This is a genomic window from Streptomyces sp. NPDC107498 (assembly GCF_055582805.1).
In genome coordinates this window covers 452675-475096 of sequence record NZ_JBVJPE010000002.1, presented here as the reverse complement: position 1 = coordinate 475096, position 22422 = coordinate 452675, and the positions used below count along the sequence as shown (strand labels likewise).

Here is a 22422-nt window from a genome sequence, read left to right as displayed (position 1 = left end):
GTCGGCACAGGACTCCGCCGGCCTCGGTGGCGCGAACCCCCCAGGACTTTGCAGGACCTTGCAGGACCGGTGCGGGACAAAGGGCGGGGCGAAGCGCAGGATGAAACGCAGGACAACAGGACATCGCAGGACTCCGCAGGACTTCCCAGCACAAGAGGACACCTTGAGCAGCGAGCTACTGGCACCCCTGGACCTGGCCTTCTGGCACCTGGAATCCACCGAGCACCCCCTGCACCTCGGAGCCCTCGCCCACTTCGGCCCTCCGCCCGCCACCGCCGGGCAGGAGCCCGCCGACGTCCTGGAACTGCTCGCCCGGCGCGCCGCCGCCGTCCCCCGGCTCCGGATGCGCGTCCGCGACGTCCTGTTCCCCGTCGGCGGCGCCGCCTGGAGCGCCGACCCCGACTTCGACGTGCGCCGACACGTCCGCGAGATCGCCCTCCTCGGCGCCGACTTCCCCGCCGAGGCCGCCCGGCTCGCCGCCGAACTCATGGAACGACCCGTCGCCCGCGGCCTGCCGCCCTGGGAGATGTACCTGCTCAGCGGCGCCCCCGACGGCTCCTTCGCCGTCCTCGTCAAACTCCACCACGCCCTCGCCGACGGCATGCGGGCCGTCGCCATCGGCGCCGGCATCTTCGACGAGATCGCCGCGGGCCGCCGCCCGGCCCGCCGCCCCCGCCCCCTCCCCCCGCGCTCCTGGCTCCCCGGCCCGGGCCGCCTCCTCGGCATCGCCCGCGACCGCCTCGGCGACCTCGGCCGGGCCGTCGAGGTCGGCGCCTCCGTCGTCGGCTCCTCGGTCGCCCGCGCCGGCCGCCTCGACGGGAGCCCGGCCGCCCCGCTCGCCGCCGACTCCAGCGGCACGCGCCGGATCGCCACCGCCACCCTGCCCCTCGACCGCGTCCACCGGATCCGCCGCACCACCGGCGGCACCGCCAACGACGTCCTCCTCGCCCTCGTCGCCGGCGCCCTGCGCCGCTGGTTCGACGGGCGCGGCCTGCCCCTCCCCGGTGTCGACCCCCGGGCCCTCGTACCGGTCTCCCGGCGCCGCCCCGGCGCCCCGGCCGGACCCGGGAACAGCCTCTCCGGATACCTCCTCGACCTGCCGGTCACCGAACCCGAACCGGCCGCCCGGCTCGCCGCCGTCCGCCACGCCATGGACCGCAACAAGGCCGCCGGGCCCTTCCGCGGAGCGGGCGCCGTCGCCCTCCTCGCCGACCAACTGCACCCCCTCGCCCACCGCTTCGGAGCCCCCCTCGCCGCCGGCGCCGCCCGGCTCCTCTTCGACCTCCTCGTCACCCAGGTGCCGCTGCCCCGCTCCGCGCTCTCCCTCGGCGGCGCCCCGCTGCGCGCGCTCTTTCCGATGGCACCGCTCGCCCGTGGCCAGTCCCTCGCCGTCGCCATGTCCCCGTACGGCGGTCAGGTCCACATCGGCCTCGTCGCCGACGGCGAGGCCGTCCCCGACCTCGACGCGCTGGCCGCCGCGCTCACCGCCGAACTCGACCTGCTGGACCCGGCGGACGCTACGGCGTGCACGTCGTGCCCGGGCGGACCTTCGTGAGGGAGACCAGGTACTCCTCGACCTTCTCGTCGACGCAGGCGTCGCGGCCGTACGCGGTGTGGCCGGGTGCCTCGAAGGACAGCAGCATGCCGCCGGGGAACTGGCGCGCCAGGCTCACCGCCTCGTCGTAGGGCGTCGCGGGGTCGCCCGTCGTGCCCACGACGAGGACCGGCGGGACGCCCGGCGCATGCACCCGGTGCGGTCGCCGGGTGCCGGCCGGCCAGTCCTCGCAGACCAGTTCGCCCGTCACGCCGGACGTGCCGTAGACGCCCGCGGCCCTGTCGGCGGGGGCGAGCGCGTCCCAGTAGGCCCGGGCGTCGCGGGGGTGGGGGACGTCGAGGCAGTCGACCGCGACGAGGGCCGCTTCGGCGTTGTCCTCGGGCACGTCGGAGGCTCCGTCGCCCGCGGTTTCGTCGTCGGAGGCTCCGCCCTTCGCCGGCTCGTCGTCCGAGGCTCCGTCGCCCGAAGCCCCGTCGTCCGCCGGGTCGTCGGAGGCGTCCGCGTCGGCCTCCTCATCGGACTCCCCGTCGTCCGTCGCCAGGGCCGCCAGCTTCGTGCCGTCCCCGCCGTCCGCCGCGCGCAGCGCCTCGGACAGGCCCTCCCACTGCGCCTCCGGCGTGTACATGGACAGGCTGAGGGCGGAGACCAGGCCCGCCGCGTCGAGCCCCTCCTCGGAGCCGTCGACCGGCAGCGGTTCGTGCCGCGTCCGGTCGAACAGCCGGTCCACCAGCACGCGTATCTCCTCGGGCGTCGTGCCGGGACACGCCTCGCCCGCCACGTCGGCGCAGGAGTCGGCGTACTCCTCGACCGCGTCCCGGAAACCGGTCGCCTGGCCGAGCGCGCGCTGCCGCCAGTCCAGGGACGGGTCGACCGCTCCGTCCAGGACCATCGCCCGTACGCGGCGCGGGAACTGCTCTGCGTACGAGGTGCCCAGGCTCGTGCCGTACGACCAGCCGACGTACGTCAGCCTCCGCTCGCCCAGCGCGGCCCTCAGGACGTCCATGTCCCGGGCCGCGTCGTCCGTCCCGACGTGCGGGAGCAACGGACCGCTCGCCTTCCGGCAGGCGGCGGCCGTCTCCCGCGCGTCCGCGAGGACGGTGGCGCGCTCGGCGTCCGTGCGGGGGTGGAGCGGTGCCCCGTCCGCACCGGCGGCCGGGGGCTCCTCGTCCGTCCGGTCCGCGGTGAGGCAGGTCAGGGCCGGCTTGCTCCCGCCGACGCCGCGCGGGTCGAAGGACACGACGTCGAACCGCTCGCGCACGCTCCTGCCGATGTCGTCGGCGACGCCGTCCTCCAGGAGCCGTACGCCGGGCTCGCCCGGTCCGCCGGGGTTCAGGACCAGCGAGCCGACGCGCCTGCCGGGAACCGCGGTCGCCGCCTTCGCCACCGGCAGGGCGAAGGTCCTGCCGTCGCCGGGACGGGTGTAGTCCCTCGGGACGGTGAGCGTCGCGCACCGGAGGTCGCCGCAGGGCCGCCAGACGAGCTTCTGGCCGTAGAAGCGCCGCAGGTCGGGGCGGGCGGCCGGGTCGACGGCGGCCGAGGACCCCGGTCGGCTCCCGTCCCGGCCGGACCCGGCCGTGCAGGCGGCCGGGAACGTGGTGGCGAGGACGGCGAGGGCGAGGACGAGGGCCCGGCGGCGGGCGGTGGTGCGGAACACGAGGATCTCCCCTGGACGGTCGGTCCGGGGAAGGATCACGCACGGATGCTGAGGATTTGCTGAGGACGGCCCAGGGCCCCACGACCCCATGCCCTCGGGGCCCCACGACCCCAGGGACCCACGACCCCGTCGAGGACGGAGGCGTCGGTCAGTCCGCGGTCGGCAGGCGCAGGACGAACCGGGCCCCGCCGCGTTCGCCGCGTCCCGCGGTGAGCGTCCCGCCGTGCGCGCGGGCGACCCAGGAGGCGATGGACAGGCCCAGGCCGGTGGACCCGGATCCGCTGCGGAACCGCTCGAACAGGGCGTCCGCGACCTCCGGGGGCAGGCCGGGGCCCGCGTCCTCGACCGTCGTCACCCCGTCCCGTCCCACCGTGATCAGCACGTCCGCCGGGACGCCCGGCGCGTGGCCGTGCGCGAGCGCGTTGTCCAGCAGATTGCCGACGGCCCGGCGTACGAGCTCGGGGTCGGCGACCACGACGGTGTCCTCGGTCTCGACCCGGACGCGGTGGCCCTCCGGGCGCGCCTCGGCGGCCTCCTGGGCGACCGCCTCCACGAGCTGGTCGAGACGCAGCGGCTGACGCGCGACCGCGGCCGTGCCGGACATGAGGCGGGCCCGGGTGAGGAGCCCGTCGACGAGCCGGCCCATCCCCTCCGCCAGGCGCAGCGTGCGCCGGTGCACGTCGGTGCTGTCCGTCTCGCCGCGCAGCGCCGTCTCGGCGAGCGTCCGCAGCGAGGCGGCCGGGGTCCGCAGGTCGTGCGCGGCGTCCGCGAGGAAGGCCTCCTGCCGGTCGAGCGCGGCGAGCGCGGGCCGGACCGCCCGTCCCGACAGGACGTGTCCGACGGCCGCGGACAGCAGGACGAGCACCGCGCAGCCGCCCGTCACCAGCCACACGAGCCGCCGGTGGTCCTCCCGCTGGGCGGTCGCGTCGGCCACCGTCACGAGCGCGCCCTGCGGCCCCTCGTCGTCCGCCGCCTCCGGCGCGTAGAAGGGCTGGGCGAACACGCGCACCGGCTCGCCGTCCGTCGTGCGCCCGTCGAAGGCCCGGACGCCGTCGGCCCGCACCGCCGCACGGCCCGCCTCCAGGACCACGGACCGGCCCACGGTCAGACACGGCTTCGCCGGCGCGTGCTCGACCGTCAGCGCGCCCCGGTCGTCCCCGTCCACGAGGAGCACCGTCAGCGGCGGGCACGCGGTGTCCACCGAGTCCGCCAGGACGTCCAGGACGAGCCGTCCCTCCTCGTCGGTCTCCAGGAGACCGAGGGCCCAGCTGGTGTCCGCGTCCATCGTGTGGTCGAGCTGCTCCCGCCAGCGGCCGCTGTCGCTGCGCACGGCCAGGACCGCCATCGCGACCAGCCCCACGGCACTGGTCAGCGCGAACAGCAGGCTGATCCGCCGGCGCAGCCGCCGCACCCGGGCCGTCGGGGTGAGGGGGCGCGGGCCGCGGAGACGTGCGGTCCTCACGGGGCGCCGGCGCCGGGTGGTGCGAGCCGGTAGCCGACCCCGCGCACGGTGTGGATCACCGGCGGGTCCCCGAGCTTGCGGCGGAGCTGGGAGACGAGCACCTCGAGGACGTTCGACCGGTGCTCGGCCATCTCGTCCCAGCAGCTCTCGATCAGCTCGGCGCGGGAGACCGTCTGGTCGGAGCGCGCCGCGAGCACCTCCAGGACCGCGAACTCCCGGCCCGTGAGCGTCAACAGCACCCCGGCCCGGCGGACGTGCCGACGGGCGGTGTCGACCTCCAGGTCGCCGACGCGGTGCACCGGGGGACGCACGACCGCGGACCGGCGGCACAGGCTGCGCACCCGGGCGACCAGCTCGGGCACGGCGAACGGCTTGACGAGGTAGTCGTCCCCGCCGCTCGCGAAGCCCTCCACCCGGTCCGCCACCGTGTCGCGCGCGGTCAGGAACAGCACGGGCACGTCACGGCCGGCGCGCCGCAACCCGTCGACGAAGGCCGCGGCGTCCCCGGACGGCAGCATCCGGTCGAAGACCGCGCAGTCGTACGCCGTGACGAACAGGGCCTCGTCGGCCCGGGGCAGATCGGCGGCCTCGTCGACGGCGAGCCCGGCGGCGCGCAGCGCGGCGGCCACCCCGAACCGGAGGTCTTCGTCGTCCTCGACGAGCAGTACACGCACGTCGCACACCCTAGGACAGGCCCCGGGTCCGTCCGGCGCGCGGCCCGTCCCCCCGCCGGACCGACAGGACGATCCTCGCCGACCGCCGACCGCCGACCGCCGACCGCCGACCGCCGACCGCCGACCGCCGACCGCCGACCGCCGACCGCCGACCGCCGACCGCCGACCGCCGTGTGGCCGGGCTCCTCGCATAAACTCCCGCGCATGCTGCGCGTACTGGCCGTCGACGACGAGGAGCCCGCCCTCGGCGAACTGCTCTACCTGCTGCGCGCCGACCCCCGGGTCCGCACCGCCGAGGGAGCGGGGGACGCGGCCGCCGCGCTGCGGAGGATCGGGCGCGCCCTGGACTCCGGGGCCGACGGCGAGGACGCCGTCGACGTCGTCTTCCTCGACATCCACATGCCCGGCCTCACCGGGCTCGACGTCGCCCGGCTCCTCGCCGGGTTCGCCCGGCCGCCGCTCGTCGTCTTCGTCACCGCCCACGAGGGCTTCGCGCTCCAGGCCTTCGACCTCCAGGCGGTCGACTACGTCCTCAAGCCGGTCCGCCGCGAACGCCTCGCCGAGGCCGTCCGCCGCGTCCACGACCTGGTCCGGGCCGCCGCAGCCCCCGCCCCCGTCCCGACCGCGTCGGCCTCGCCCGTCGCCCCCCTCGCGCCCGCGGCCCCCGAGCAGATCCCCGTCGAGCTCGGCGGCGTCACCCGCTTCGTCGCCGTCGACGACATCGCGTACGCCGAGGCACACGGCGACTACGCCCGCCTCCACACCGACCGGGGCAGCCACCTCGTCCGCATCCCCCTCTCCACCCTCGAAGAGCGGTGGGCCGACCGGGGGTTCGTCCGCATCCACCGCAGCCACCTCGTGGCCGTCGACCGGATCACCGAGCTCCGCGTCGACGGCGGTGCCACCTCCGTGCGGCTCGGTGCCACCGACCTCGCGGTCTCCCGTCGGCACGCCCGCCACCTGCGGGATCTCCTGACGCGTCGCGCGGGCGGCTGACCCCTACCGGCCCACGAGTCCTTCCGCTTACACTCCACGGGCCCGTCCGACCGTGAGGGAGCGGACACCGATGTCCGAGCACCAAGCCGCGCGCCGGCCCCGCCGCGAGACCGTCACCTACGCCTCGGCCCTGGGCGACCGGTCCGTGCCCCCGCCGCGCCCGCGTCCCCCGACCCCGCACCCGCCGGCCCGCTCCGAGATCGACGAGCAGACCACCCTCGGCCACACCTACGTGCGCTCCCTGATGCGCAGCCAGTTCCGCGCCGCCCTCACCGCCCTCGGCGCCCTGGCCCTGCTCGTCGGCTCGCTGCCGCTGCTGCTCGCGCTGCCGGCCCCCGAGGCGCTCGTCTGGGCCACCCTCGGCTTCGGCGTGTACCCGGTCGTCTGGGCCGTCGCCCGCTGGTACGTCCACCGCGCCGAGCGCAACGAACGCGACTTCACCGGCCTGGTGGAGACCGGCTCCGCCGAACGGTGAACCGGCCCGCATGAACCAGACCTACGCGGTCGCCGCCGTCACCGCCGTCGTCCTCGCCACCGTCCTCGTCGGCGCCCTCGGCCTGCGGATCTCCCGCACCACCTCCGACTTCTACGTCGCCTCGCGGACCGTCCGGCCGGCCCTCAACGCCGCCGCCATCAGCGGCGAGTACCTCTCCGCCGCCTCCTTCCTCGGCATCGCCGGACTGGTCCTCGTCCAGGGCCCCGCCATGCTCTGGTACCCGGTCGGCTACACCGCCGGACACCTCGTCCTGCTCGTCCTCGTCGCCGCCCCGCTGCGCCGCTCCGGGGCGTACACCCTCTCCGACTTCGCCGAGGCCCGCCTCGAGTCCCGGCGGGCCCGGCGGCTCGCCAGCCTCCTCGTCGTCGGCATCGGCTGGCTGTACCTGCTGCCGCAGCTCCAGGGCGCCGGACTCACCCTGGAGATCCTCACCGGCGCCCCCGACTGGGTCGGCGGACTGCTCGTCGCCCTCGTCGTCACCGGCACCGTCGCCGCGGGAGGCATGCGCAGCATCACCTTCGTCCAGGCCTTCCAGTACTGGCTCAAGCTCACCGCCCTCCTCGTCCCCGCCCTCTTCCTGCTCGCCGCCTGGTACGGGGACGGGGCTCCCCGGGCCCGCTTCGACGCCCCCGCCGTGTTCCGCGCCCACACCGTCGTCCGGATCGCCGACACGGTACGGATCGAACTCGACGCCCCGCTCACGGTCGCCGTCACCGGCAGCGTCGACTCCGTCGCACACGCCGACCGGACCGTCACCCTCGCCCCCGGCAGCCACCGCGTCCTCGGCGGCACCTCGCTCGCCTTCGCGCCGGGGGCGCCGCTGCCCGACCGGGACGTCGGCGGCTCCGACCCCCTCGGCTGGTCCCGGCCGCTCGCCGGGGGCCGCGACGGACACCAGCTGTACGCCACGTACGGACTGATCCTCGCCACCTTCCTCGGCACCATGGGCCTGCCGCACGTCGCCGTCCGCTTCTACACCAGCCCGCACGGCCGCGCCGCCCGCCGCACCACCCTCGTCGTGCTCGGCCTCGTCGGCGCCTTCTACCTGCTGCCGGGCCTGTACGGAGCCCTCGGCCGGATCTACGCCCCCGAACTCGCCCTGACCGGCTCCGCCGACGCCGCCGTCCTCGTCCTGCCCGAACGGATCCTCGGCGGGCTCCCCGGCGACCTCCTCGGGGCACTCCTCGCCGCCGGCGCCTTCGCCGCCTTCCTCTCCACCGCCTCCGGGCTCACCATGTCGGTCGCCGGGGTCCTCACCCAGGACGTGCTGCCCTCCCGGGCGTCCTCCGGGGGCGTACGGCACTTCCGCCTCGCGGCCCCGCTCGCCACCGCCGTCCCGCTCGCCGTCGGGGTGGTCGCCTCCGAGGTCCCGGTCGCCGACGCCGTCGGCCTCGCCTTCGCCGTCTCCGCCTCCTCCTTCTGCCCCCTGCTCGTCCTGGGGATCTGGTGGCGGCGGCTCACCCCGCCCGGTGCCGTGGCCGGGCTCCTGCTCGGCGGCGGCTCCGCCCTCGCGGCCGTGATGGCGACCCGGGCCGGTCTCGCCCCCGGGGGCTGGCCGCACACCCTGATGGCCTGGCCGGCCGTCTGGTCGGTTCCCCTGGGCTTCCTGACGATGGTGCTCGTCTCGCTCGCCACCCCCCGCCGGATCCCGCCCGGCACCCCCGCCATCCTCGCCCGGCTCCACCTGCCGGAGGAGATCGCCGGAGCCGTACCCGCGCAGGAGGTGCGCCGATGAGCGCCGTCGGTCCCGAGCCCGGGGCGCACGTCCGCGACGGCCGGGGACGCCGATGAGCGGGATCGCCCTCGCCGCCGCGGCCGCCGCCGGGGCCGTGCTGCTCGCCGCGGGCTTCGTCCTCGGCCGGTTCGCCGCCCGGCGGGGCGGGCGCGCCGTCGACGCCGACCTCGGCACACCCGTCGAACGGGCCACCTTCCACACCCTGCACACCGCCTCGCTCGCCGCGCCCCCGCTGCGCGCCGGACTCACCGAGGAGACCGCCCGCAAGGCGGCCCGCACGCTCCGCTCGCTGCTCGGCACCGAGGCGCTCTGCCTCACCGACCGGGGCGCGGTCCTGGCCTGGGACGGGCCGGGCGAGGACCACCACCGGGCCCACGTCCCCGAGCAGGCGGCCGCGACCCTGGCGACCGGCCGCAGCCGCTCCGCCCACAGCGGCTGCGCCGACCCGGCGTGCCCGCTGCGCTGGGCGGTGATCGCCCCGCTCACCGGGGAGGACGGCGTCCTCGGCGCGCTCGTCGCCTACGGCTCGCGGGAGTCGGCCGTCCTCGTGCGGGCCGCGACCGAACTGGCCCGCTGGGTCTCCGTCCAGCTGGAACTGGCCGAACTCGACCGCTCGCGCACCCGGATCGTGGAGGCCGAGATCCGCGCCCTGCGCGCCCAGATCTCCCCGCACTTCATCTTCAACTCCCTGGCGGCCATAGCCTCGTTCGTCCGCACCGATCCCGAGCGGGCCCGGGAGCTCCTCCTGGAGTTCGCCGACTTCACCCGGTACTCCTTCCGCAGGCAAGGGGAGTTCGCCCGGCTCGCCGACGAACTGCGTTCCATCGAGCAGTACCTGGCCCTGGCGGGGGCCCGCTTCGGGGACCGGCTGAAGGTGACCCTGCAGATCGCCCCCGAGGTGCTGTCGGTGACCCTGCCGTTCCTCTGCCTCCAACCGCTCGTGGAGAACGCGGTGAAGCACGGCCTCCAGGACCGGGAACGGGGCTGCCGCGTCACGATCGCCGCCCGGGACGCGGGCGCCGAGGCGGTGGTGACGGTCGAGGACGACGGCATCGGGATGGACCCCGAGCTGCTGCGCGCCGTCCTGCGCGGGGAGCACCCGGCGGGCTCCGGCATCGGCCTGTCCAACGTGGACGAGCGGCTGCGCCAGGTGTACGGGGCGGAGCACGGCCTCGTCATCGAGACCGGCGTCGGCGCCGGGATGAAGGTGACGGTACGCGTCCCCAAGTACCGTCCGGGGGTGCATCCTTCGGTGCCCTAGGGGTCGCCCGGGGGCCGTCAGCGCAGGTGCAGCGACAGGTGCGCGAGCGGGAGGCCCAGCTTCCAGGCCGGGAGCCAGATCTGCTCGGCCTCGTCGACCGGGTCCTCGGGGCAGGCCCGGCCGTCGAGGTCGGCGGCGCGGATCCAGGTGTCCCGCAGCCGGGCCCAGGCGGTCCGTGCGAGCGCCAGGTCGGGGCCGTCGCCGCCGGCGGCCCGCCGCGCGGCGAGCCGCTCCTCGACCCAGGGCGGCCAGGGCCGGTCGTACGCGGTGTGCCGAAGCCACTCGTCGGTCCGGTGGCCGGTCCACGCGCCGGTCGGCCCGCCGGGTTCCCCGGAGAGGTGGACGGTGAGGGCCAGCGCCTGGAGGCCGGCCCGGTACTCCAGTGAGCCGGGGGCCACGAGCGCGGCGGCCCGCAGCACCTCGTCGGCCAGGTACTCGGCGCACAGCCAGGCCATCGGGACGGCGAGACCGCCGCCGCTCGTGCCGCCGGCGCCGTTCGTGCTCTCGGGCAGCAACGCTCCCACCTTCTCCCCGGACGTGAGGGCCCCGGACGTCAGGGGCCCGGGGGAGAGCCTCCTCCGTGAAGGGCGCCCGCGGGTCCCGCTTTGCTCAACTCGCCCGTGCGCTTTCGGATACGCCCCCCGGCCGGATCGGTGCGGGTGGGGTTCCTGATGCCGGGCGAGCCGGGAGTGGGGCGGGGGAGTCCGGGGCGGTGCTCAGCCCAGGAGCGCGTAGACGGCGGTCGCGTGGGCCGCGGTCTCCTCCGTGCCCTCGGCCGTCATGGTGATGTCGGCGAAGGCCATCCGCTTGCCCGTCTTGGTGAGCCTGGCCCGCACGAGGACGTCGGCGCCGATCACCGCGCGCTGGAAGCTGATGGACTGCTGGACGGTGGTCATCGGCACGAACCCGCCCCGGGCGGCGGCGACCGCGATGACCGTCGCGGTGTCGGCGGCGGCCATCAGGGCCTGGCCGGAGAGGCCGCCGCCCTCCCGGGCGAGCCGGTCCGACCAGGGGAGCCGGAGCACGGCCTCGTGGCCGTCGGCCGACTCGGCCGAGTCGGCGGATCCGACGGATTCGACGGTGAGCCCCAGGTCGAGCACCCAGGGGGCGAAGTTGTCGGCGAGGACCTTTTCGGCGGCGGCGAGTGTCAGCGTCACGGCGTCATTGTGGGGCCCCGGCGCGGGCCCGGGCAACGGCCGCGCGGCGCGGCCGGTAGCCGGGCAGGGAGCGGCCGAGCTGGCGCAGGGCGTAGTGCGAGCGGGACTTGACGGTCCCGGCGGGGATGCCGAGCTCGACGGCGGCCTCGTTGACGGTGAGGCCGTGGAAGTAGAGCCGGACGAGCACCGCGCGGTGCTCGGGGCTCAGCTCCCGCACCGCCGCGCGCACGTCGAGCGCCGCCTCGGCCGAGGCGGTGGCGTCGGCGGGGTCGGGCGTCACCGCCAGGACGCCGTCGCCGATCTCGGCGGGCCGGGCGAGGCGCGAGCGGCGGGCGTCGATGGCGAGGCGGCGGGCCACGGTGAAGAGCCAGGGACGCATCGAGGCGTAGGGGCCGTCGAAGGCCTCGGGGTGGAGCCAGGCCCGTACCAGGGTCTCCTGCGCGAGGTCCTCGGCCCGCTGCCGGTCCCCGTGGGTCAGGCCGAGCAGGAAGCCGAGCAGTGCCGGACCGTGGTCCCGCTGGAGCTCCTCCAGGGTCCGCTCGTCGGTCCTCGCCGTCGCCGTCGTCATGCTCTGCCCGCCTCTCCCGTGCTCGTCGTCCGGGGCGTATACGAACGCATCCGGACGTCGGGGGACAGGTGACGGACATCGCCCTGCGACGAACGGTCGCACCGAGCGGCGAATGGTACGGCGAACGGTCGGGCGGAGACGGTACGTCCTTTTCAGCGGGGTTCATCACCTGGTGCGGCCTTGACCCTTGACTGCGGCTTTCCCGAAAGGTCAATTCATAAGAACAGATGTTCATCACATGATTTGGGTGGAGTGCCGTACATGACCTCACGCACCAGACCCGCGGGGGTGACGGCGCTCGTCGCGCTCCTGCTCGCGGCGGCGACCGGCTGCGCCGGTGGGAGCGGAACGGCCGCCGACGGCCCCACTCCGCGCGACGCGACCGGGCGGACCGGCACCGGAAGCGCCGCCACCCCGTCCGCCGCGCCCGGCGGGGCCTCCGCGCCCGTCGGCTTCACCCTCGTCGCCTCCGGCGACGTCCTCCCGCACGACTCGATCATCCGGCGGGCCGCCGAGGACGCGGGCGGGACCGGCTACGACTTCGGCCCGATGTTCTCCGGGGCCGGGTCCGTCGTCTCCGGCGCCGACCTGGCCCTCTGTCACATGGAGACCGTGTACGGGGAGAAGGGCGGGCCCTACACCGGCTATCCCGCCTTCAAGTCGCCGCCCGAGATCGCCGTCGCGCTCAAGGCCACCGGCTACGACTCCTGCTCCACCGCCTCCAACCACACCCTCGACGACGGGGCGGCGGGCATCGGCCGCACCCTCGACGCGCTCGACAGGGCCGGCGTCCGGCACGCCGGCTCCGCCCGTACGGCCGAGGAGGCGGCGCGGCCCACCCTGCTCGAGGCCGGCGGCGCCACGGTCGCCCAACTCGCCTACACCTACGACACCAACGGCCACCCGCTGCCCGAGGGGCAGCCCTGGGCCGTCAACGTGCTCGACGGGGACAAGGTGATCGCCGACGCCCGTGCCGCCCGCGCGGCGGGCGCCGACGTGGTCGTCGTCAGCGTCCACTGGGGCAGCGAGTGGCAGACCGAACCCGACGAGCGGCAGCTCTCCCTCGGGCGGGCGCTGACCGCCTCGCGGAGCGGCGGACGCCCGGACGTGGACCTTCTGATCGGCACGCACGCCCATGTGCCCCAGGCCTACGAGAAGGTCAACGGGACATGGATCGTCTACGGGATGGGCGACCAGATCGCCGGCGACATGGTCAACCACGAGGGCGCCTACGATCCGCGCGGCAACCAGAGCAGCATCGGCCGCTTCACCTTCGCCCCGCCCAGGACCTCCGGCGGGCGCTGGGAGGTCACCAGGGCCGAGTTCGTCCCGCAGTGGTTCGACACCGCGCGCGGCCGGATCGTGAACCTCGGCGCGGCGGAAGGCGGGGACGCGCACCAGGACGGGATCCGCGACACCGTCCGACGGGTGGTCCTCGGCAGGGGCGCCGACAAGGACGGCCTGGTGATGGGGAGGTAGGACGATCCGCGGGCCCGCGGGGCCCGCAGGCCGGAGGGCGGGCCCGGTCGGGGGTGGGTCCGGGGTCGTCGGCCGGTCACGGGGTGGGCTTGGGGCGTCGGCCGGTCACGGGGTGGGCTTGGGGCGTCGGCCGGTCACGGCACCACGGTGACCGGCCAGCGGCCCGCCCTCACCAGACGGACGGCGACCGAGCCGACGAAGCGGTGACCCGCCGACTCCGAGGCGCCCACCACCACGGCGTCCGCCGTCAGCTCCTCGGCCGCCCGGACCAGGCCCGCGTAGGCGTCGCCCCGGAAGGTGCGGAACTCCCACCGCACCCGCCACAGGTCCTTGACCCTCTCGGCGGAGGCGCGGATCTCCGCGACGAGGCCCTCGGCGATCTCCTCGGTCGTCCCGGCCACGGGCGCGCCGAGCGCCGCCCCCGCCGGAATCACCGGCTGCACGTACACGAGCGCGAGCAGCGCGTTCTGGCGCCGGGCGAGCCCGGCCGCGTACGCCGCGGCGCGCAGGGAGGAGGCGGAGCCGTCGATCCCCGCCATGATCACTTTCGGGCCGTCGGTGCCGCGCTCGAACCGGTCGGGCTGTTGTTCGCTCACCCTCCGAGGTTATCGGCCCATCGGGTGTTTTCGGACGGGCGGCCGGTGTCGCTGAGCCGCCCGGGCCCTCGCCCGTACGAACCATTGGTCATGAAAAAGGATCAGATGCCCAGTGGGCGGCGGGCGGTGCTGCGGCTCGCCGCCGCCCTCGGGGCCACCGCCACCGTCGGAGCCTTCGCGATGGACCGGTTCGCCACGCCCGACGCGGCCACCGGCGCCGCCTCCACGCCCCGGGGCACCTCCGGCGCGGGCCGCGCGGGCCCGGCCGCGGCCCCCCGGCCGCACTCCGCCCGGCTGGGCCCGTCCGCGTACCGGCTCCAGCCCATGACCGCGTACGCGCCCCCGGCCTTCCGGCGCGCGCTGCCGCCGGTGCGGCAGCGGCCCTTCCTCAGCATGTCCGGGGTCGGCCGGTCGATGGTGCTGACCTTCGACGACGGCCCCGACCCCCGGTACACCCCCGGCATCCTGGAGACCCTGCGCCACTACGACTGCCGGGCGATGTTCTTCGTCTGCGGCGAGATGGCCGTGGAGAACCAGGACCTGTTGCGGGAGATGGCCGAGGACGGCCACGTCGTCGGCAACCACTCCTGGTCCCACCCGCTCATCCCGAAACTGCGGCCCTCCCGGATCCGCGCCGAGCTGGGCTCCACCAGCGAGGTCATCGAGAAGGCCCTGGGCGCGGCCCCGCTCTGGTACCGCGCGCCCTACGGCGCCTGGAACCGGCACTCCTTCGAGATCGGCGCCGAGCTCGGCATGGAGCCGCTCGCCTGGACCGTCGACACCCTGGACTGGACGGAACCGGGCACCGGCACCATCGTCCGCCGCGTCCTCGACGGAGCCGCGCCCGGCGTCGTCGTCCTCTCCCACGACGCAGGCGGCAACCGCTCCCAGAGCGTGGCCGCGCTCCGCCGCTACCTGCCCGAACTCCTCGACGCCGGCTACCACATCACCGTCCCCCGGCGCTGACCGCACCGGGACGGGAAAGGGCCCCGGCACCTCGGGTGCCGGGGCCCTCCGTCGTGCGGGGTGACGCTCCGTCGTGCGCGGGACCTAGCGGGAGCCCACCAGGCGCGCGAAGACGACGACGTTCCCGTCGTAGCCACGTGCCCGCGTGTATCCGCCGCCGCAGGTGATCACCCGCAGCTCCGGCTCGCCGGTGTCGGCGTAGACCTGCACGCCGGGGAAGTTGTCCTTGGCGTACACCTCGACGCCGTAGATCTCGAAGACCGCGACCCGGCCGTCGTACCGCTCGACCTCGACGTGCTGCCCCTTCTGGAGGGAGCCCAGGCCGTAGAAGACCGCCGGGCCCTTCGTGTTGTCCACGTGGCCGACGAGGACGGAGGTGCCGCGCTGTCCGGGGGCGATGCCGTTCTGGTACCAGCCGACGAGGTTGGGGTCCTCCGGGGGCGGGGCCGCCACCCAGCCCTGCGCGTCCAGACCCACGTCCATGATGGGGGCCGCCACCTGGATCGCCGGGATCTTGACCCGGGACGCCGGGGCGTAGGGCAGCGGTTCCAGGCCGGTGCTCGCGGCGGGCGGCGGGGCGACCGGGCGGGCCACCGGCCGGGCCGCCGCGGCGGGTTGCGGCGGCCCGAGGGGGACGTCCACCCCGTTGCGCATCATCGCGAGTCCGGACAGCATGGCGAGGGCCAGGACGCCCCAGGGTTGGCGTCTCCTGCGCTCGAAGACGCGGAAGTCCTTCGGGGGCATGGTTCTCCCTTCTCGGCGTCGTCAGAACGGTAAGGGCGGTCCCGCGGGCCGTCGCGCGGGACGGTGCGAACGGGTGGGGGCCGCCGCCGGACGGGTGCCCCGGCCCCGGCCCGGGGCACGCGGCGGCACGCCCCGGCGGAAGGGGCCGCGGAGGCGGGCGGGTGACGGTCGACTGACCCATCCGAGTAATCGTCAGATAAGCATCCAGAAAGCGGCTGACCTGCGGTTCCGTCGGCTCAGCGGGCCCCGCGCCCGGCGTGTCGCCTCACCGGGGTGGCCCAGTGTCGACATGCACGGCTTGCGACGGTTTGTGATGGTTCGTCATGGAAGGCGTACTCGTCGAAACTCCCGGAGCACCGCTTTGGGGCGTCTTCCACTGGAGGTTCAACCATGCGTGCTGCACGCACTCTGGCGGTGGCCGCCACCGCGCTCGCGGCGGTCGGGCTCGCGGCCCCCCTCGCCACCGCCACCAACGGGCCCAGCAGCGTCTCCGTCAGCCCTCTCCAGGTCGAGCGGGGCGGAGACAACTCCAACGGCGTCACCGTGTCCCCCTTCGCGGTCCACCAGGGCGGGATCCTCACGATCACCGTCCGGGGCTGCGCCGGTGGGACGGTCACGTCCAACGCCTTCGCGACGGTCACGCTCGGCCCCGCCGTCAACGGCGTGTCCACCGCCACCGCCCGCATCTTCAACAACGCCACGCCCGGCCAGTACAACCTGGCCGTCCAGTGCGGCGGCCGTACGCTCACCCAGCCGTTCCGGGTCATCGCCGGACAGGGCGCCGCCGGCGGTCTCGGCGGCTCGCTGGCCCCCAGCTCCACCGAGATGGCCGTCGGCGGCAGCCTCGTCGCCGCGGCCGCGCTCGGCGGAGGGCTCTTCATCGCCCGCCGCCGACGCCTGACCGGCGCGGGAGTCTGACCGGCCGAACCTCCCGGTCGGCCCGCCGTGCCCGTCGCCCCCGGGTCCCTGCCGGGACCCGGGGGCGATCGGCAGGACGCCCGCTGCCACGGCGCCCCCGCTCAGTGACGGCGTCCGGCGCCGGCGCGACGACGGCGCACCACGTAGGCGGTGCCGCAGGCCGCGGCCAGCACCAGCGCGCCGCCGGCCGCCAGTTCGGTCGGGCTCGGGGTCATCGAGCCGCCGAGACCGCCCCGCACCCCGCGCGGGGGCGTGAGGATCGTGGCGCTGATGGTCGGGGTGGCGGTGGCGCCGCCGCTGATCGTCAGGGCGACGGTGTCCTGCACGCCGCCCGTGCAGTTGAACAGCACCGTGTACACGGCGCCGCGCTTGGCGTCGGCGTCCACGGTGGCGGTCACCGTCGCGCCCGGCGCGATGGTCGCGGTGTCGAAGATGCCGGCCGAGGCCGTCGCCGTACTGGCACAGCCGGGGGCGCTCAGCGTCAGCCGCCCGCCGGGGGCGACGATCGAGGGCGACACGACGAAATCGCCCGGCGCCTTGGCCCTGGCGGCCCGCGGCTCGGCGGCGGGCGCGCCGTCCGCCGCGAGGGCGGTGGGGGCGGCCAGGGTGAGGGCGGCCGCTCCCAACAGGGCAGTGGTCGCGGCACGTATCGCGCGCATGGTGAATCCTCCGGGTCCCGAGGGGCAGTCGCGGAAGGGGGTTCCCGCGAGGGGCCGTGCACCTCGATGCCCGAAACGCTAGGAGCGCACTACCACAGCCGCGATTCCAGAGGTGCGAATGGGGCACCGATGTCCCCCGTGTGGCCCATTCGCGCGGGCCCGCTCAGCGGCTGATCTGCGGAAACAGATCGGTGAACGGCGCGGCGGTGGCCGAGATGCCCCGGCCGAACGGCGCGTCGAAGTCCCAGATGAGGAACAGCAGGAAGGCGATCAGCACGCTGAAGAGCCCGGCGAGCAGCAGCTCCCGCCCGGTCCTGCGGATCTGCAGCGTGAAGATCAGGCCGACCGTCACCAGGGCTCCGATGATCAGACCGAACCAGACCACCCCCGGCATCGTCGCCCCCGCGTTCTGCCCGCGCGCGCCCCGGGCGTCGTCGGCGAGGGTCACCTGGTCCACCAGCGGCTGGTACGCCTGCCCCTCGAAGTCGTCGGCCGGCTGGTAGTCGGTGACGCTGCGCCGCACCCGCTCCAGGAGCGCGGTGCCCTCGTCGCTGAGCTCGCCCTTCTCGGCCATGTACGTCCACTCGTCGTGGACCACGTACGAGACGTACGCGTCGACGTCGGCGCGGATCCGGGAACGGACCTCCTGCGGATACACCTCGGCGCGCGCCGAGATCTCGTGCATCGCCTGGGCCTCCTGCCGCACGGTCTCCTGAGCGGCCCCCCGGGCCTCCCAGACGCCGGCGATGGCCAGACCGAGGACGATCGCGTAGATCACGCCGATCATCATCGTCATGTACTCGATGACGTCCGGGGTCTCGCTGGGGTCGTCGTCCTCGGGGATCCGGCGGTTGTTGATGACGACGATGGTGAGCACGACGGCGCAGGCGGCGGCCATCGCGAGAGAGAGAACAAGCCATTCGGACATGGTTCCTCCGGCGGGGTTCAGAGGGTCGGCAGGTGGGTGGGGCGCCCGGACCGCGGGCCGCTCGGACCGCGGGTCGTCCGGCGCGCGGATCGCTCGGGGCACGGGTCGCCCGGACCACGGGTCACTTGGAGCGCGGGCGCAGGATCGCCGTCGCGAGGACGGCCGGGGCGGTGATCATCAGCGTCGCGGTGACCACGGAGGTGCCCCCCTTCTGCTTGGTGTGCGTCACCGGGCGGTAGTGGGGCAGCGCCACGGGGGAGGGGGACGGCGGCCGGGGCCGCGCGGTGGGCGGCGGGGTCGGGGACGGCGGAGGCGCGGCCGCGGGCTCCGGCGGCCTGGCGGTCGGGGGCGCGGGGGACGGAGGCGCGGGGGACGGCGGCTCCGGGCGGGGTGCGGGCGGGGCGGCCGGCGGCTTCGGCACCGGCCGGGGCGGGACCGGCTTGGGCGCGGGCGGCGGAGGCGGCTCGGGCCTGGGCGTCGGCTCCGGGGTCGGCTTCGGGGAGGGCGACGGGGGCTCGGGCTTCGGCGTCGGGGAGGGCGGGGGCGTCGGCTCGGGCGTGGGCGAGGGGCACGGCGGGGGAGGCTCGGGGTCACAGGGCTTCGGGTGGTGGTGATGCCCGTGCCCCTTGCCCTTGCCGTTGCCGTGGTGCTCGTGGCCCTTGCCCTTCCCGTGGCCCTTCCCGCCACCGTTTCCCCGGTCGTCGCCGTCGTGGTGGCCGCCGGCGACCGCCACCGCGATCTGCGAACCACCCGAGTCGGTCGATGCGTAGGCGCAGGCGTCGGCGGCGACGGGTACCGGTGCGGCGAGCAGCCACACGAGACCGAGGGCCGCCAAGGGCCGCGCGAGGAGTGATCCGTACAGAGACACGCCGTCGAGCTTGATCACAGACGGGGCGCGCCGGGGCGGAATCGCGCGGGATTCGCCAGATGGAGGGGATCTCCGGATGTGAGGGCTTGACGTTTCGCCGGGTGTCGGTGACGGATCCGGCGCAATGCCCGTTATTGGTGGTCGTGATGATTGCGGACGAGTGGCCGACACGCTTCGTTCGGGCCTACCGGGAGAGAACTGTCCGGTTGTCGCCCTGTCGGGCGGACCGCCCGACAGGGCATCCTGCACCGGCGGCCGGGCCCCGAGAACGGCAACAGCCGAGGTGCGGGAGGGGCCCGGGGCCCCAGCGGGCGCGGTCGACGGCCTCCCGGGAACCGACGCACGATCATATGCACGTGAATGTGCACGGTCTGAAGGCGTGAAGTCTGCGTTCCGGGAGCACGTGCCAATGGCGTGTGACCAAGAACGGATCGCGAATTTCCGTTTCTACTCGCCCTCCTGGCGGGCGATCAGTAGCCTCACCTCGAACACCGGCCGCGAACACATGGCCGTATCCCCATGGCGACTTGTTGGAGACATCGATGGAGCGTCCCGCCTGGGCCCCGCCCGGTATCGACATTTCGGTACCGAGCGTGTCCCGTATGTACGACTTCTATCTGGGCGGCTCGCACAATTTCGAAGTGGACCGGGAAGCGGCGCGCAAGGCCATGGAGTTCATGCCTGGCCTGCCCAAGGTGATGCAGGCGAACCGCGCCTTCATGCGGCGCGCGGTCCGCCACGCCGTCGACGACGACGTCACCCAGTTCCTCGACATCGGCTCCGGCATACCCACCTTCGGCAACGTGCACGAGGTCGCCCGCGCGGCCGACCCCACCGCCCGCGTCGTCTACGTCGACCACGACCCCGTCGCCGTGGCCCACAGCCGCGCCGTCCTCGGGGACGACGCCGGCGCGGCCGTCGTCGCGGCCGACCTGCGCAAGCCGGCCGACATCCTCCAGAGCCCCGAGGTGACCCGACTCCTCGACCTCGACCGGCCGGTGGCGCTGCTCCTCGTCGCCGTCCTGCACTTCCTGGAGGACGAGGACGAGCCCTACGGGGTGGTCGCCGAGCTGATCGAGGCCCTCGCCCCCGGCAGCCTCGTCGTCCTCACCCACGCCTCGTACGAGGGCATCCCGCTCTCCGAGGAACAGGCCGGCGGCACCGTCGGGGTCTACCGCGACATCCGCAACCCCCTGGTGATGCGGTCGCGCGAGGAGATCGCCCGCTTCTTCGAGGGCACCGAACCGATCGAGCCCGGAATCGTCCCCATGCCGCTCTGGCGGCCGGACGGCCCGGCCGAGGAGGAGGACCCGTACGCCTTCTCCGGGTTCGCAGGGGTGGGGCGCAAGGCGTGAAGGTCCCGTCGCAGCCGTCCGGCGCCGTCGCCGAAGCCGACGGCCCGGAGGACAGACTCAGGCGGTTCGTCACCATCTGGGGCCGGGCGATCTTCCCGGTGACCGCCACCTCGCTGACCCGCGCCGAGTTCGAGGGGCACCTGCTGCCGCTGGCCCGCACCCTGTGCGACGCCCTGCACGCCCGGCCCTTCGACACGGCACCGGCCCAGGGCACCGGCGCGGCCCTCGTCGCCGCCCACTGCACCGACCCGGACGCGCTCGGCCGCAGCCTCGGCGTCGTCGACTCGTACCTGGTGCTCTACTGCGGTGCGGAGTCGGACCTCGCGGCCGAGGAACTGCGCGCCCGCTGCGCCCGGCTCCAGCACGCCATGGCCGCCGGCTACGCCCAGGCCCTGCGCGAGCGGACCCTCGCCGAGCAGGAGGCCATCGCCCGCTCCGCGCTGGCCGCCCGCAGCGCCGCCGAGATCGCCCTGCACGCCACCGAGAGCCGCTTCCGCGCGGTCTTCGACGGGGCGGCCATCGGCATCGGCATCGCCGACCTCGACGGCAACGTCCTGGAGGTCAACGAGACCCTCACCCGCATGTTCGGCGGGATGGAGGGCCAGGTCCGCAGCCGGAACGTCAGCGAGTGGGTCCACCCGGAGGACGGGCCGCACGTCTGGAAGCTGTACGAGGAGCTGGTCCGCGGCGAGCGCGAGCACTACCGCGTCGAGAAGCCCTACTACCGGGGTGACGGAACGGTTCTCTGGACCAACCTCACCGTCTCGCTCCTCCGGGACGCCGAGGGCCGTCCCCAGTACCAGCTGGCCCTCCTGGAGGACACCACCGAACGGCGCCTGCTCCATCTGCGGCTCCGGTACGAGGCCACCCACGACGCGCTCACCGGGCTGCCCAACCGGACGCTGTTCTTCGAACGCCTGGAGAAGGCGCTCGCCCCCACTCCCGACGAGAACGCCCGCTTCGGCCTCTGCTATCTCGACCTCGACGGCTTCAAGGTCATCAACGACAGCCTCGGCCACTCCACCGGCGACCGGCTCCTCGTCGAGGTCGCGGACCGGCTGCAGAGCTGCGCCACCGGGACCAACGAGATGGTGGCCCGGCTCGGCGGCGACGAGTTCGTCGCCCTCACCACCGGCGCCGGCGGCCGGCGGGACGTCACCGAACTCGCCGACCGCATCCTCGCCGCCCTCGCCACCCCCCTGCGCATCGACGGCCGCGAACTGACCGTGCGCGGCAGCCTCGGCGTCGTCGAGGGCCCGGCGGGGGAGCGGACCCCGGCCGAGGTGCTCCGCAGCGCCGACATCACCATGTACCGGGCCAAGTCGGCGGGCGGCAACCGCTTCGAGGTCGCCGACCCGGAGGCCGACGCCCGTGCCATCACCCGGCACGGGCTCACCACCGCCCTGCCGACCGCCCTGGAGCGCGGCGAGTTCTTCATCGAGTACCAGCCGCTCGTCCACCTCGACGACGGCAGCGTGCACGGCGCGGAGGCCCTCGTCCGGTGGTGCCACCCGCAGCACGGGGTACTCGGCCCCGACCGGTTCATCCCGCTCGCCGAGGACACCGGCCTCATCGTGCCGCTCGGCCGCTGGGTGCTCCAGGAGGCCGTGCGCCAGGCCCGCTTCTGGCAGGCCCGGCACTCCGACGGCGGCCCCCTGCGGATCAACGTCAACCTCTCCCCGACGCAGCTCCACCACCCGCGCCTGGTCGCCGACACGGTCGACGTCCTGGAGCGCTCCGGTCTCGACCCGGGCGCGCTCTGCCTGGAGGTCACCGAGTCCGCCCTCATCGGCGCCGACGAGGACCTGCTGAAGCCGCTGCGACAGCTCGCCGAGATGGGCGTGGACATCGCGCTCGACGACTTCGGCACCGGCTACTCGAACCTCGCCAATCTGCGGCGGCTGCCGGTGAGCGTCCTGAAGCTCGACCGCTCCTTCACCCGGGGGATGCAGCAGCACCCGGTGGACCCGGTCGACCTCAAGATCGTCGAAGGGATCGTCTCGCTCGCCCACAGCCTGGAACTCGCCGTCACCGTCGAGGGCGTGGAGACCGGGGCGCAGGCGCGGCAGCTCCGGGACCTCGGCTGCGACACGGCCCAGGGCTGGTACTACGCCCGCCCCGGCGCCCCGGACCGCATCCACTCCCTGCTCCTGGCGGACGCGGTCTAGGGGACGTCCTGCCGGTCGGGCCGGCGGTGACGGGGGCGTGCGGCGCGTGGGGGCCGTGCGGGGTAGACGGGGGCGTGCGGCGCCGTGGGGCCGTGCGGGGTAGACGGGGGCGTGCGGCGCCGTGGGGCCGTGCGGGGGCGACGGGGGGCGTGGGCTCCGTGGGGGCCGGGGGAGGCGGCTCCT

General features: G+C 75.1%; 21 protein-coding genes. 10 read left to right on the top strand and 11 right to left on the bottom strand.

The window, feature by feature from the left end:
* Window positions 1-163: 163 nt before the first annotated feature.
* Window positions 164-1555 carry a wax ester/triacylglycerol synthase family O-acyltransferase gene (locus ACZ66Z_RS05300; protein WP_469932650.1) on the top strand — a complete coding sequence of 464 codons (1392 nt, stop codon included), beginning with the start codon at window positions 164-166 and terminating at the stop codon, window positions 1553-1555.
* Here the strand turns inward: ACZ66Z_RS05300 and ACZ66Z_RS05295 are convergent.
* The 3 genes from ACZ66Z_RS05295 to ACZ66Z_RS05285 form a co-directional block, all read right to left on the bottom strand.
* On the bottom strand, window positions 1518-3209 hold the full coding sequence (locus ACZ66Z_RS05295) for an alpha/beta hydrolase (protein ID WP_469932649.1): 1692 nt from the start codon (window positions 3207-3209) through the stop codon (window positions 1518-1520). The genes ACZ66Z_RS05300 and ACZ66Z_RS05295 overlap by 38 nt on opposite strands.
* Window positions 3210-3357: 148 nt before the next feature.
* Complete coding sequence (locus ACZ66Z_RS05290; RefSeq protein WP_469932648.1) at window positions 3358-4671, bottom strand: sensor histidine kinase; 1314 nt, start codon at window positions 4669-4671, stop codon at window positions 3358-3360.
* A complete protein-coding gene (locus ACZ66Z_RS05285) occupies window positions 4668-5345 on the bottom strand; it encodes a response regulator transcription factor (protein WP_469932647.1) in 678 nt (225 codons plus the stop codon). Before ACZ66Z_RS05285 ends, ACZ66Z_RS05290 begins: the two co-directional genes overlap by 4 nt.
* Window positions 5346-5549: 204 nt before the next feature.
* On the opposite strand from ACZ66Z_RS05285, the gene ACZ66Z_RS05280 reads away from it, so the two are divergent.
* The 4 genes from ACZ66Z_RS05280 to ACZ66Z_RS05265 all read left to right on the top strand — a co-directional run bounded on the left by ACZ66Z_RS05280 (window position 5550) and on the right by ACZ66Z_RS05265 (window position 9833).
* Entirely contained in the window at window positions 5550-6341 is a 792-nt protein-coding gene (locus tag ACZ66Z_RS05280) for a LytR/AlgR family response regulator transcription factor (RefSeq protein WP_469932646.1), read from the top strand.
* A gap of 70 nt (window positions 6342-6411) precedes the next feature.
* A complete protein-coding gene (locus ACZ66Z_RS05275) occupies window positions 6412-6816 on the top strand; it encodes a hypothetical protein (RefSeq protein ID WP_469932645.1) in 405 nt (134 codons plus the stop codon).
* A 10-nt stretch (window positions 6817-6826) separates the two neighbouring features.
* Complete coding sequence (locus ACZ66Z_RS05270; protein WP_469932644.1) at window positions 6827-8572, top strand: sodium/solute symporter; 1746 nt, start codon at window positions 6827-6829, stop codon at window positions 8570-8572.
* Window positions 8573-8624: 52 nt separating this feature from the next.
* A complete protein-coding gene (locus ACZ66Z_RS05265) occupies window positions 8625-9833 on the top strand; it encodes a histidine kinase (protein WP_469932643.1) in 1209 nt (402 codons plus the stop codon).
* 17 nt (window positions 9834-9850) lie between these two features.
* Here the strand turns inward: ACZ66Z_RS05265 and ACZ66Z_RS05260 are convergent, their stop codons facing one another.
* The 3 genes from ACZ66Z_RS05260 to ACZ66Z_RS05250 form a co-directional block, all read right to left on the bottom strand.
* Window positions 9851-10348, bottom strand: coding sequence for a hypothetical protein (locus tag ACZ66Z_RS05260; RefSeq protein ID WP_469932642.1), 498 nt, complete (start codon window positions 10346-10348; stop codon window positions 9851-9853).
* Between the two features lie 201 nt (window positions 10349-10549).
* A complete protein-coding gene (locus ACZ66Z_RS05255) occupies window positions 10550-10990 on the bottom strand; it encodes a PaaI family thioesterase (protein WP_469932641.1) in 441 nt (146 codons plus the stop codon).
* A gap of 4 nt (window positions 10991-10994) precedes the next feature.
* Complete coding sequence (locus ACZ66Z_RS05250) at window positions 10995-11558, bottom strand: sigma-70 family RNA polymerase sigma factor (protein ID WP_469932640.1); 564 nt, start codon at window positions 11556-11558, stop codon at window positions 10995-10997.
* 261 nt (window positions 11559-11819) lie between these two features.
* Here ACZ66Z_RS05250 and ACZ66Z_RS05245 point away from each other — a divergent pair, with 261 nt between their 5' ends.
* Window positions 11820-13037, top strand: coding sequence for a CapA family protein (locus ACZ66Z_RS05245; protein ID WP_469932639.1), 1218 nt, complete (start codon window positions 11820-11822; stop codon window positions 13035-13037).
* A gap of 134 nt (window positions 13038-13171) precedes the next feature.
* On the opposite strand, the gene ACZ66Z_RS05240 is transcribed toward ACZ66Z_RS05245, so the two are convergent.
* A complete protein-coding gene (locus tag ACZ66Z_RS05240) occupies window positions 13172-13633 on the bottom strand; it encodes a universal stress protein (protein WP_469932638.1) in 462 nt (153 codons plus the stop codon).
* 105 nt (window positions 13634-13738) lie between these two features.
* Between ACZ66Z_RS05240 and ACZ66Z_RS05235 the strand changes: the two genes are divergently transcribed.
* Window positions 13739-14599: a polysaccharide deacetylase family protein gene (locus tag ACZ66Z_RS05235; protein ID WP_469932637.1), complete on the top strand. Its 861-nt coding sequence runs from the start codon at window positions 13739-13741 to the stop codon at window positions 14597-14599.
* An 84-nt stretch (window positions 14600-14683) separates the two neighbouring features.
* Here ACZ66Z_RS05235 and ACZ66Z_RS05230 read toward each other — a convergent pair whose 3' ends face one another.
* A complete protein-coding gene (locus ACZ66Z_RS05230; protein ID WP_469932636.1) occupies window positions 14684-15343 on the bottom strand; it encodes a class F sortase in 660 nt (219 codons plus the stop codon).
* Window positions 15344-15733: 390 nt separating this feature from the next.
* On the opposite strand from ACZ66Z_RS05230, the gene ACZ66Z_RS05225 reads away from it, so the two are divergent.
* A complete protein-coding gene (locus ACZ66Z_RS05225; RefSeq protein WP_469932635.1) occupies window positions 15734-16261 on the top strand; it encodes a hypothetical protein in 528 nt (175 codons plus the stop codon).
* A gap of 101 nt (window positions 16262-16362) precedes the next feature.
* On the opposite strand, the gene ACZ66Z_RS05220 is transcribed toward ACZ66Z_RS05225, so the two are convergent.
* The 3 genes from ACZ66Z_RS05220 to ACZ66Z_RS05210 all read right to left on the bottom strand — a co-directional run bounded on the left by ACZ66Z_RS05220 (window position 16363) and on the right by ACZ66Z_RS05210 (window position 18716).
* On the bottom strand, window positions 16363-16920 hold the full coding sequence (locus ACZ66Z_RS05220; RefSeq protein WP_469932634.1) for a hypothetical protein: 558 nt from the start codon (window positions 16918-16920) through the stop codon (window positions 16363-16365).
* 163 nt (window positions 16921-17083) lie between these two features.
* A complete protein-coding gene (locus ACZ66Z_RS05215; protein WP_469932633.1) occupies window positions 17084-17848 on the bottom strand; it encodes a bestrophin-like domain in 765 nt (254 codons plus the stop codon).
* A gap of 121 nt (window positions 17849-17969) precedes the next feature.
* A complete protein-coding gene (locus ACZ66Z_RS05210) occupies window positions 17970-18716 on the bottom strand; it encodes a hypothetical protein (RefSeq protein ID WP_469932632.1) in 747 nt (248 codons plus the stop codon).
* 542 nt (window positions 18717-19258) lie between these two features.
* Between ACZ66Z_RS05210 and ACZ66Z_RS05205 the strand changes: the two genes are divergently transcribed.
* Entirely contained in the window at window positions 19259-20071 is an 813-nt protein-coding gene (locus ACZ66Z_RS05205) for an SAM-dependent methyltransferase (RefSeq protein ID WP_469932631.1), read from the top strand.
* Window positions 20068-22239, top strand: coding sequence for a putative bifunctional diguanylate cyclase/phosphodiesterase (locus ACZ66Z_RS05200; RefSeq protein WP_469932630.1), 2172 nt, complete (start codon window positions 20068-20070; stop codon window positions 22237-22239). Before ACZ66Z_RS05205 ends, ACZ66Z_RS05200 begins: the two co-directional genes overlap by 4 nt.
* Window positions 22240-22422 lie beyond the last annotated feature (183 nt).